Source organism: Desulfofarcimen acetoxidans DSM 771 (assembly GCF_000024205.1).
GTDB lineage: Bacteria > Bacillota > Desulfotomaculia > Desulfotomaculales > Desulfofarciminaceae > Desulfofarcimen > Desulfofarcimen acetoxidans.
Map to the genome: position 1 here is coordinate 4,332,649 of NC_013216.1, position 11,805 is coordinate 4,344,453.

Annotated in this window: 8 protein-coding genes; all 8 read right to left on the reverse strand. The window is 45.4% G+C overall.

The annotated features are described in order from the left end of the window. Positions 1-3 precede the first annotated feature (3 nt). Complete coding sequence (locus DTOX_RS21795; protein ID WP_422698385.1) at positions 4-3,594, reverse strand: S8 family serine peptidase; 3,591 nt, start codon at positions 3,592-3,594, stop codon at positions 4-6. 193 nt (positions 3,595-3,787) lie between these two features. Beyond that, positions 3,788-4,825: a rod shape-determining protein gene (mreB, locus tag DTOX_RS20060; RefSeq protein ID WP_015759496.1), complete on the reverse strand. Its 1,038-nt coding sequence runs from the start codon at positions 4,823-4,825 to the stop codon at positions 3,788-3,790. Between the two features lie 245 nt (positions 4,826-5,070). Beyond that, complete coding sequence (gene spoIIID, locus DTOX_RS20065) at positions 5,071-5,322, reverse strand: sporulation transcriptional regulator SpoIIID (protein WP_015759497.1); 252 nt, start codon at positions 5,320-5,322, stop codon at positions 5,071-5,073. 115 nt (positions 5,323-5,437) lie between these two features. Further along, positions 5,438-7,942 carry an S-layer homology domain-containing protein gene (locus DTOX_RS20070; protein WP_015759498.1) on the reverse strand — a complete coding sequence of 835 codons (2,505 nt, stop codon included), beginning with the start codon at positions 7,940-7,942 and terminating at the stop codon, positions 5,438-5,440. Between the two features lie 110 nt (positions 7,943-8,052). Continuing rightward, a complete protein-coding gene (locus DTOX_RS21800; RefSeq protein WP_015759499.1) occupies positions 8,053-8,838 on the reverse strand; it encodes a M23 family metallopeptidase in 786 nt (261 codons plus the stop codon). Between the two features lie 54 nt (positions 8,839-8,892). Continuing rightward, on the reverse strand, positions 8,893-9,846 hold the full coding sequence (spoIID, locus tag DTOX_RS20080) for a stage II sporulation protein D (RefSeq protein ID WP_015759500.1): 954 nt from the start codon (positions 9,844-9,846) through the stop codon (positions 8,893-8,895). A gap of 83 nt (positions 9,847-9,929) precedes the next feature. Next, positions 9,930-11,183, reverse strand: coding sequence for a UDP-N-acetylglucosamine 1-carboxyvinyltransferase (gene murA / locus DTOX_RS20085; RefSeq protein WP_015759501.1), 1,254 nt, complete (start codon positions 11,181-11,183; stop codon positions 9,930-9,932). A 220-nt stretch (positions 11,184-11,403) separates the two neighbouring features. Continuing rightward, positions 11,404-11,805 (reverse strand): F0F1 ATP synthase subunit epsilon, encoded by a 402-nt coding sequence (locus tag DTOX_RS20090; RefSeq protein WP_015759502.1) that lies wholly within the window; start codon positions 11,803-11,805, stop codon positions 11,404-11,406.

Consider the following 11,805-nt stretch of genomic DNA (forward strand, 5'->3'; position numbering starts at 1 on the left):
TAGTTATTTTATATATAATTCAATCACACGCTCCAAAAGAGTTTCAAATTTTCTTGCGGTAACCGTCTCGTCCGGTGCAAAGCTGCCGTCGGCATGTCCGTGAAAAATGCCTGAGGCTGTAGTCAAGTCAACAGCAGAAGCAGACCAATGCGGTATTTCACCAATGTCCGAATAAACCCCGGCAGAAGCAGGCTGGCTTTTAATATTCAAATCCTTTATTAATGCCGCTAAAATCACTGCGGCCTCAGCGCGATTCAGAATACCGTCGGGGTGAAAGCTGCCGTCCGCATAGCCTTTAAAGATACCGCGGGCACTGGCTTCGGCAATAGCTGTCCGGTAAGGCAGCGATAAATGATTTATATCGGAAAAAGAAAGCCTCCTACTGCTTATATCAGACCAGTTAAACACCTGTGACATTGCAACTGTGGCTTCGCTCCTGGTCAAGGGCCAATCAAACAAGGTACCGCTCATCAATGTCGTCTTTTTTTCAGTTGTTGCCCAAGACATTGCATTTATAGGATTGTTATTAAGATTAGCCAGGGTTAAGTGACTGCCGTTAATTCCCCCGGTTTTTTCGTTTAAAACCACCAGGTTAATAGTTTGGTCCTCTTTTTCCCTTATTGGCATGCTAAAAGTAAACCTTCCCGAGTCGTCCACAACCGGTGTCCGGATTAAACCATCTTTATTTCTTATATAAAGTTTAGTGTCAGGATCGGTTTTGCCTGACAATTTTAATTTGTTGTCCGCAAATAAACCGGCGGTTGTCAATAAAGGAGCCGGCACCTTATTTTGAGCGCTTACGGAAAGCAAAACATTGCCGAGCTGCGGAACCGCGGCATATTCCAATTCAATCTTCTCACCGGTCAGCAAATCATTCGGCGTAACCTGATACCCGTTTTTGGAGAACCTGGTCGAATCGGAAATCAGATACTTACCGGATTCTTTCATGGTAATAATATTGTCTGTCTTATTATAGCCTGCCAGTGTTCCCTGCTCAAAAGCAGTATCCGCTATATCCAAGCGCCACACTTCATTTTGCAGCGGGTCCACAGTGATCCTGATTCTGAGCCCGACATCAATTGACTCAGCAGAGCCTCTCACACCCCAACGATATATAATTGACTGGGGAGAAAGATCAAACGAAAGATAGGAACCACTGTCATCCTGTAAATAGAGCTTGCCGCTTTTTTTGCTGCAGTCAATAACCTTTCCATAAAACACCTTGCTATAGGCTACTAATCCAATAGCTTCTCCTGTGTCAGGCAAAATTACGGCTGATATGTGGTCGCCTTGTTTCAAACTCCTTACATCAGAACTTTCCTTATCTTTATTTACCGGAGCACCCGGAAAAAGCCGCAAAAGAGAACCGTTTTCCATTTTAATTTCACCAGCAGCGGTGATTCCGCGCACAGTCCCAAGAATTACCTGCCTCTGCACGGCCAGGTATTGCACCTGTCTGGTGGAGGGTGCAAGCCTGAAGGTAACCGGCATACCGGGCAACACGTCCTCCAATTCATCCAGCGCCCCGGTACCAAAGGGCATATCAGCCAGCTCAGATTTTCCGTAATCATCTTCATAGGAATAAACGGCGCCGGGCATAACCTGATAGGAAGTCTTATCGCCGGCAAGAGATATCTTCTTTAAGCCGTTTTCATCCTGCACTTCCAAGATTACACCTTTACGCTCGCTGTTGGCAGCACGCGCCCATCTGATTTTTTGGTCAAGCGGGTTGACTACGGCATTGATTTCAACTCCCGTGGGAAATTTATCGGGAGAAGACGGACTGTCATTTAACAAAAGGTCCGCTCCGTCCGGAGCTAAATAGAAGCCTCCCAACCTGTTATCAGGATTGATTTCCGAAAAAACCGTTCCTTCAGCAGTGTTAAGCACCTTCACAGCATTGGCCCGCCAGACTCGAGATACTAAATAAACCTGCTTTTCAGTCATAAGGACTTCCGCTCCGGTAAACAGGTGCGCGTCATCCGCCGCAATAATACCGTCATCTATCAGATTAATAAGCGGTTTTTGGGGCATGCTCAGTGTTTTACCGTCTTTTTTAATAACAGGTTTGCCGGCAGTCTTTTGCAGCACTCCCTCAACAGGCGCCTGCCCGTAAACAAGCGCATAGTCCTGCGCCGGTTTACTGCTGTTATACCCTGTATTCTTAAGCACGGCCGCACCGACCACATGAACTGTATACTCACCCGGCTCGGGTGAGGGCAGAAATACCTGCTCAACATTATTTAACCGGTCCGGGGTATTGGCACCCAGAAAATGATTGCCATAAAAGACTTTTCCGTCCGGTGTCTTAACAATTAAATCAAGATCGTTAACCAGTGTGCTCCCGCTGCCCGCGGTGTCAGGCGGATCAGTCCAGTCCAGAGTTACCTTTACAGGCGCCGAAGGATCAGCGACATGGAAGGTATATGTCTTTTCTTCCTCCTGCGCCACTCCGGCAATTTCATCGGTAAATTGAAAAGCACCGTCCTTTAGGGCAATTGTGCTTGCGGACAAATCAAGCACGCCAAAGCCTTCTTTGGAAGGCCCGCCTTCAGCAGTTCTGGCCCCGTTAATCAAAATCGCCTTCAGCAGCGCCGCCGACGGATCTGGTATAATCAGATATTTCTTCATATATTCGCGCAGCAGAGCTGCCGACCCCCCGGCAACCGCCGATGCCATGCTTGTCCCCTGCATGCTCGTGTATTCGGGAAACCCGGTCAAGTTTCCTTCTATCAAACTGGAACGGGCAGAGATCACGGCTGAACCGGGAGCCAGCAGTTCGGGCTTGATTCTCCCGTCGCCTGTGGGACCGCGTGAGGAAAACACGGCCTGGGAGGAAGTATCGCCTGCGCCGGGCACCAGAGCCGGCCGGGGCAAAACGGAGGCCCCTACGGCCAGAGCATTTTTACTGTTGGCCTCAGCAGTAATCGTCCTGTCCGAAGGCCCGCTGTTGCCTGCACCAAAGATAACCAGAAAATCCGGATGGCTGCGCACAAAATCATCCACCTGAGAGGATGATTCCCGGTAAACATCCGATCCGCCGCCCCACCCGTCCACATGAATTCTGGCTCCCGCCTGGTAGGCGGGCCGGAACAGATCCGCCAGATTCTCCGGCGGCTGCGATTCACCATACTTATTTAAAATAGCCTGAAAGTACAAGCTGGCGCCAGGGGCGATGCCGCGAAATTTGCCTCCGGAAGCGGCACCTGTACCGGCCAACGTAGCAGCCATGTGAGTACCGTGACCAATCGGGTCATCCGGCACGTCACGGCCTGCCCAGGACTTGAGCATTACCACTTTAGGCATTTTGCCGGGTGTGCTTTTTAAATCGGGGTGAATGTCCTCCAGAGAACCTTTATCCAGCCCGCTGTCGGCAATGGCAACTATTTGCCCTTCCCCGCTTAGACCGCCGGGAACTAAAAATCCCGGAGTGTTTACTGCCGTTGCTCCGGCAATATCCCTGGCCCGGTCATTTAAAAACGAAATCTGCTCCTCTGCTGTACACCGGAAAGGATTTAAAACTATTCCCTGACAAAAAAACAGTGTTAAACCGGCCAGCAGAACAGAAAACTTTATGTATTGATTCAATAACATCCCCCCAAACATATCCAGAAACATTGACACTGCTTAACTTATTAATTCTACAACTTTAATTAATTTCCCTTTTAATTATCCTATTTGATTATTAAGAGGGTTAACTGTTTTTTAAGCGATTTTCTTGCCTAGAATAATAGACGACATAGAAGCCCGGAATGTTTCACTTAAAAAGAAAAAAAATACACTCCGCCTAAGCGGTAGTGTACCTTTTTTTTCTTATCGTCTTCTTGCTCTCAGCCTGCTGCAGTACACTCAAAGTAGCCAGCGCCTTTCCCGTACCAACTGCCACACAGGAGAGAGGATCCTCAGCTACATAAACAGGCAGCCCTGTTTTATCCGAAATCAGAGTATCTATGCCATTTAGCAAAGCACCGCCGCCGGTCAAAATAATTCCCCGGTCAGCTATATCCGAAGACAGCTCCGGCGGGGTCTGCTCCAATACCTCTTTTACGGCGCCCACCACCGCGTCCAATGCTTCCTGAATGGCACGATAAACGCTGCCGGTAGTAACGGTTATGCTCTTAGGCAAGCCGGATATCAGGTCACGGCCTCTGATTTCCATACTTCTGTCTTCCAGCGGGTAGGCAGAAGCCACATCCATCTTGATTTCCTCACCGGTGCGTTCACCTATCAGCAGATTGTATTCCTTCTTTATAAAGCGCACTATGGCATCATCAAACTTGTCCCCGCCCACTCGCAGTGACCGGCTGCATACGATACCGCCAAGAGAAAGCACGGCCACATCGGTGGTGCCGCCTCCGATATCGACAACCATTGAACCGGTTGGCTCAGAAATATCCAGCCCGGCACCCAGAGCAGCCGCAACCGGTTCTTCTATCAGGTAGGCCTGTCTTGCTCCCGCCTGCAAAGTGGCCTGCCTAACCGCTCTCTCTTCCACACCGGTAACACCTGACGGAATGCAAACCATTACGCGGGGTTTTAAAAATATTTTTTTACCGCCGGCTTTTTGTACAAAATAACGCAGCATTCTTTCTGTAACATCATAGTCGGCGATTACGCCATCTCTCAGCGGCCTGATGGCTACGATATTGCCGGGGGTCCTTCCCAGCATGCGCCTCGCGTCCGCACCCACGGCAATGATAGTGCCGTTATTTTTATCTATAGCCACAACAGATGGCTCACGCAATACAACACCGCTGCCTTTAACGTATACCAGTACATTGGCTGTGCCCAGATCTATTCCCATATCAGCGCCAAAGCCACGCATAATAATACTTGTCCCCTTTCTGATAACAACAATTCCCGGCACTGTTTTACTCCGCTCCGGAAAATTATGCTTGTGATGAATCTGTGAATAAATTAAGATTAGCAGCGCATAATTTTCAGTGAACACGAGTGCCGGGTGGCTGCTCGAAAATCGTTTAAAACGACTTTCTTAAGCCCAGTCAATTTATAAAATAAGGGTATGTATTCTTCATTTTTTGCCAAAATCCTTTAAAATTTTTGCCTTTTTTATGCCATATCTTTGTATTTTCTGCGCGTGGCCTCTCCACCGCGAAGATGGCGTTCCGATTTATTATATTCCAGTATCTGTTTAACCTTTTTAGCTAGCTCTTTATTAAGTGAAGGCAATCTCTCCGTCATATCTTTATGTACGGTGCTTTTGCTCACATTAAATAGATTGGCAGCCTGTCGCACGGTGGCCTGGGTATCCAGGATGTAGGCGCAAATATCCAGAACCCTTTTCTGTATGTACTCCTGCATGGCCTTACCTCCCTGGCGCTTACAAAAAAGCTACTACATATATATGCGGCAGGAAGCAGGAAATGCTTAATTGCAGATAAAAAACGACAGGTAGTAGTTACCTGCCGCTTAAAATCTAAACTTCATTCAGACTCCGAATTTTACCGTCCCTTAACCTTAGCTCAACATCCGTCCCCACATCCAAATCATCAATATCCATATCATCACCGTCTTCATCCTCCAATGAGGCATCGCTTTCAAAATAGAGCTTAAACTCATTGCCGCTGGACTGTTCTATTTTTATCGCATCGCTGTAAACTTTCGTAATCTCACCGCTGGTCTCAATGTCCTCATCGTCTTCGATAATTATCTCAACAACCTCACCGTCTTCTATCTCCAGTTCAACTTCAGCACCAATCAGGAGATCCTCAGGGCCGATTTCATCACCGTCTTTAGTAATCTTCGCGTCGTCAGCTATATCATAATCATTCTCATCATCATCTTCTTCAATGGCAATCTCTTGATCATCCCAGTTAAAATCAGTAATTACGCCTGAAACAGATGAGCTGTCACCCTCGGTAATTATTATTTTCGTTACCACATCATCGTCATCAATAGTTAATTCTACTTCATCGCCTTTAGCCAGATCAGAAAAATCACGCGATTTACTATTTTCTTTTACTGTTACATCATCATCCACTTCATAGTTAGATGTTATTTTGTCCAGTTTTTTTATAGTTATGCCATATGTGCCCTCATCATCTACTGATGCAACAGTACCTTTAATGACTCTGCTGTCGTCAACAAGCACTATATCGGTCACTTCATTGCTGCCGTTTGTATAGAGCTTAACCTCATTTCCCTCTGCCAGATCATCATAATCAAGAGATTTTGTACCTTCTTTTACCTTCACATTATCTTTTACCTCATATTTTTTATATGAGCCGCTGCTTCGCTCTAAAGTCAAAGAATAGTCCCCTGATGTATCCAGTGTAATGATTGTCCCCGAGATATTGGAACCATACTCGTCAACTACTATAGAATCCACTTTGCCGCTGTCTGTCAGAGTAATTTCTACTTTATCATCTATATCTATGTCTGTAACCGTAAGATCAATACCGTCTTTATTGGTTATTTCCACATTACTGCCCACATCATAATCGGTCTCTACATCGTCATAGTCTTCAACAGTTAAGCAATTATCCACATTAGATATAATTGTACCGAAAATTTTACGGGGTTTTCCGCTCATTATTGTTATTGATATTAATTCATCCCGGTTGGAATACCTCTTCACTTCCACTAAATCACCTTTTTTAAGACCACTCATACTTATCTGTTGATTATCCTTAAAGAAATGAACGTTCTGATCAATATAATAGCCTATTTCCAAGCCGCTCTCAAAATGCAATGTCAAATGATCAAAAGTAAGATTGATTATATAAGCCTTATCAGTCTTCTGACTGCCTGTTTCTTCCAGTGAGGCCGAATGCACTCTGATTTCACTTATTTTATTGCCGGTATAATCATATTCGATTATGCTGCCTTTAACCAGTGATGCTGTGTCTTTGGTCACGCCGTTAACTGAAATCTTGACAACCGATTCAAGCTCATATAAGTCTGAACCACCTTCACTTTTAGTTATTATAACCTTAATTGGATATCCATATATTATGGAATCAATCATACCGCTGCCACTTGAAAACGATGATTGTGAATTATTCACATTTGAGCCAGTATCAGTATTTGTGCCGGTATTTGTATCAGTATTTGTGCCGTTATTTGCCTGAAGCTGCCCGGTAAATTGGGCTAAATATATTACACGGCCTTTGTCGTTCAAAACTATTTTTGCATTATCATTTTCCTGAAAGTCCACTAACTCAGCCTTTTTACCGTCCCGATAAATAACGCAATCATCGGCCAGAATATACGGGTGGGTAACAGTATCTGATTTACGCAGCGCAATCAACTGGTTAGTTTTATCAATTCCCGCAACTTCATTAATAAAGTAATTGCTGGGATCAGGATTGATTAAACCTTTTTCAAATAAGCGGCTGATCATGGTAACAATCTCCGCCCTGGTAACCTTATCGGAGGGTGCGAATTTATTGCCCGGTTGACCAACCATAATACCGTTTTTTACAACCCCGGCCACACTGCTTCTCAATGATTCCGGTATTTCTTCTTTGTCGGAAAAGGACATCTCCGCGGCATCCCCGGATAAATGCAGGGCATTGGCACACATTACCGCAATCTCAACCCTGGTAGTCGGCGCGTCCTGTTTCAAATTTGCCATTTTCTCTTTATTGATTATAGATTTATCAGCGGCCATCGCGATGTACTCTTTGCCCCAGGAAACTCCTTGCGGAAAGCTGTAACCCCCTTTTTTTAAATCCAGTGCTTTGGCCTGCTCCTCCAGTCCCATACTTTTTATGATTAAGGCCAGGGCTTCCAAATGGCTAACCGAATTCTGCGGTTTAAAGGTACTGTCAGGATATCCCTCAACTATCCCCACAGCTGTACACTCACTGATTGACGGTAAGGCCCAGTGACTTTTAGCATCACTGAATTCTTTGGCGAAAGCCTGTGTCGGCAGCAGTATTAGCAGACTGGCAATCAATATTAAAATTACTTTACGCACAACACCATCCCCCTTTTTATACTCCTACTATAGGATAACAAAAAAAAAGAGCAAATCCCAGCCATTTTATGGCATTTGCTCTTTTTTTATCAGGTAATTTATAGCATTTTTTAGTTAAAATCAAAAAATGGCGTTGGATTGGTGATTTTTCCAGACAGCAGCAGGCTAAAATGCAGGTGTGTGTCCTTTAAATCACCTGTGCCGCTGCCAACAGTTCCGATTAAATCTCCGGGTTTAACTGACTGCCCTTTAACAACTTTTGCCTGGGACAGACAAGAATATCTCGTAGTATAATCGGTTCCTTGCTCAATTATGATGGTTACGCCAAAGTCGTCTTCTGTTATCGCCGCAACTGTTCCTTTAGCAGCGGCTTTTACCTGGCTGCCCGGTTTGGCGGCAAAATCCAAACCGTCATGGAATCGGTAGTCTTGATATAACTCTGAGTAACCTTCTCCATAGCCCGTAATTACAGCTCCTTCCACAGGTCTGGCCAGATTAGTCAGTATTACCTGCTCATTATTGATTTTGTTTGTCGTCCCTGCCGCCGCAACGGGCTGTTTTTCTTTGCTGTCTATATTTTCTTTATTCCGGCTATTTTCCGCGGTTGTTTGCTTTTCTTCACCTATTGGTCTCTCAAGAGTGGCTTTTTTATCACTTGATTGTATGGCATTATTCTCTTGCCTGTCTTTGCTGTCGTCTTCTATGACTGCCGTTAATGGCTGTTTGTTTGATTCTTCCGATACAACTACATTTATCAATCTGTTAATCTGCCACTGGGAGATTTGTCCGCTTATAGCCGGAATCATGACCATAGCCAGCAGGATTACTGATATTGCCGCATAGATAAACCAGCCGCTAAGAAACATTTCTTTTAAATTATTGTTAAAAGGCCACAATATAGCTTCACCTCTTTGGGCTTATTGTGACCCTTTTATTTCCTTTTTATACATTCAATTAGTCATTTTAACCAGCTTCACTCCGGTATAGTAATGAGTTAAAATTTCTCGATAGTTTTTGCCTTGCAGCGCAAATTCTCTGGCTCCATACTGACACATTCCAACACCATGTCCGTAACCGGTTGTTGTAATACTCAATTGACCGGCAGCTATTTCCCATGAGAATTTGGTTGAGCGCAGCTCCAGTTTATCTCTGACTGTTGTGGCCGGTATTTCTTTATCACCTATTCTAAGAACTTTAGGATAACCGGCTGCTGTTTTTTCCACTACCGCTATGAGGCTTCTTTCTGTTGAAACCGGCATTGTCTGAAGTTCCACTCCCAATCTTTTTCCCGCCTCGGACAGGGGTATATGAATTGTTCTTTCTGATTTGCTCTCATCGCCCGCGCAGGGCACCGCACGCAAATAAGGAATTTTGAATTTCCAAACATCCTCGGCGTTTTCCGTCCCTCCGCCACCGCATGAAGCGTGATAGGCCGGATCAATCAAAACATTATCATAGGTAATGACTACCTTATCCGTATCTCTGACAGCGGCTTTTAATTTGTAGTAGTAACGGTAGAAATCCACAGTCCCCCAGCGTTTTTTCATTTCTTCTTCGGAAATCCAGGCCTGGCCATGACGGTGATCATCACAAACATCAGCTCCGGGATGAGCAGGGTTTTCCACTCCCGCAACTGATATGCGCTTTAAAATATAAGTTCTCGCGGCAACAGCCTGAGCCTTTAAAGCTTCTTCCGGATATTCAGCCGGCATTTCGGCCGCTACAACACCGATTAAATAATCTTCCAGTGATATTTCATGCACCTGGTCATCTTCGTGGCTATACAGGCGCACTAATGTGCCGGCGGATTTAATCTGTACCGGTGCCATTAGTGTAACCGCCATTGGTATGCCAATTAAGAGTGCGGCTATGAGGATTATTAGTGCGCATATTTTTCTTCTCATTATAATCACCGCCACTGAGGCAATAATCTCCGAGGTCCTTTAATAAATATATGCAGATGATTGAAATTTATTCCAATAACAGATTATTCATCTACCCTTTTTATTGCCGCACCTAAATCCAAGAGTTTTTGAATCAGCCTGTCATAGCCTCTTTCTATATGATAAATATTATCTATTTCAGTTTCACCACGGGCAGCCAGACCGGCTATTACAAGTGCCGCGCCGGCACGTAAATCCGTTGCCTTCACCTGCGCTCCGGCCAGTTCCCTCACACCCTGCACTACCGCGGTGCGACCGCCTGTTTTAATCCTTGCACCCATTCTTTTAAGCTCGGCTACATGCATAAACCTGTTTTCAAAAACAGTTTCCGTTAATATGCTGGTGCCTTTAGCTACCGTCATCAATGCCATTATTTGTGCCTGCATATCTGTCGGGAAGCCAGGGTAAGGCATTGTTTTTATATCTACCGCCCGCAAAGAGCAGGGACAGGTTACTTTTATGCTGCCTTCATTCTCTGTTAGCTTTACTCCGGCTTCCAGTAACTTGGCTATAACCGGCTTTAAATGATCAAAAATTATATTCTCAACGGTTATCTCACTGCCGGTCACGGCAGCCGCCGCTAAGAAAGTACCTGCCTCGATCCGGTCAGGAATTATAACATGTGTTGTTCCACTTAATTTGTTGACGCCTTCTATGCGAATTACTTTTGTACCCGCGCCTTTTATTTTAGCGCCCATGCCATTAAGAAAATTTGCCAGATCCACTATTTCCGGTTCTTCGGCACAGTTTTCCAGAACAGTCCTTCCTTTGGCCAGTGTTGCCGCCATCATTATATTCTCAGTCGCCCCTACACTGGGAAAATCCAGGTAAATCTGAGCTCCATGGAGTTCTGCTGCTGTCGCGCGAATATACCCGTGTTCACTGGTGATTTTTGCGCCAAGCGCCTTGAGACCTTTAAGATGCAGGTCTATTGGCCTGGCACCAATAGCACAGCCACCTGGCAGCGGGATTCTCGCCTCACCGGTTCTTGCCAGCAGCGGCCCGATAATTAAAAAGGAGGCTCTCATTCTTCTTACAAAATCATAGGGCGCTTCATTGCTTGCAATATTTGAAACCTGAATCTGCAGCGTTTTATCCTTTCGCACAGCTTTTGCACCCAGGCTTTCAATAACTGAGCAGATAGTATACACATCCGATAAATCCGGCACTTCATGCAGCACACTGGTTTCACCGGTTAAAAGGGCAGCAGCAATTATCGGCAGCACTGCATTTTTGGCACCGCTAATTTTAACGGTACCGCTGAGCCGCCTGCCTCCCTGTACTATAAGTTTAGGCAATTTGAACACTCCTGTGTCACGTATAAATGGTTTTTGCCTAGTTTTACCATCATTTTACTGTATTATACAAAACTTTTTTGTTTTTAATCCAACGGCAAAAAAAAAACCGGCACAAAAGTGCCGGCTGTTAAGAGACATGGTCAAGCCCTTAACATCCACATGCAAATTAACGTAAGCTGTAGCAAGAATACCAATGTATATCAACATGACACTGTGCAGATTAGTGCAACAGTCTTAAGCGGTTGATAGCTCTTTTCAAAGCCGCTTCCGCTCTTGCCACGTCAATATCTGAAGAAGATGAGGACAGACGCTGTTCAGCTCTCGCTTTAGCGGCTTCTGCTCTGCTCTTATCAATCTGATCAGCCCGCTCCGCGGCATCTGCAAGTATTACTACCCTGCTGTTTTTAACTTCAACAAAGCCGCTGCTGATGGCAATCTTAAACTCTTTGCCATCCTGCTGAACCCTTACGATACCGGTTTTCAGGGCGCTGACCAGCGGGGTGTGCTCGGGCAAGAAACCAAGTTCACCGGCAACCCCGGGAACTACCACAAACCCAATGTCTTCGCTGAGCACTTTGCGCTCAGGAGTAACGATATCGAGTCTTTGTGTTTTTTCCGCCAT

Excerpts from the sequence above, each read along its gene's own strand:
- spoIIID (WP_015759497.1), bottom strand. The coding sequence starts at position 5,322 with ATGCAGGAGTACATACAGAAAAGGGTTCTGGATATTTGCGCCTACATC.
- mreB (WP_015759496.1), bottom strand. The coding sequence starts at position 4,825 with ATGCGTGGCTTTGGCGCTGATATGGGAATAGATCTGGGCACAGCCAAT.
- DTOX_RS20090 (WP_015759502.1), bottom strand. The coding sequence starts at position 11,805 with ATGGCGGAAAAAACACAAAGACTCGATATCGTTACTCCTGAGCGCAAA.
- DTOX_RS21795 (WP_422698385.1), bottom strand. The coding sequence starts at position 3,594 with ATGTTATTGAATCAATACATAAAGTTTTCTGTTCTGCTGGCCGGTTTA.
- spoIID (WP_015759500.1), bottom strand. The coding sequence starts at position 9,846 with ATGAGAAGAAAAATATGCGCACTAATAATCCTCATAGCCGCACTCTTA.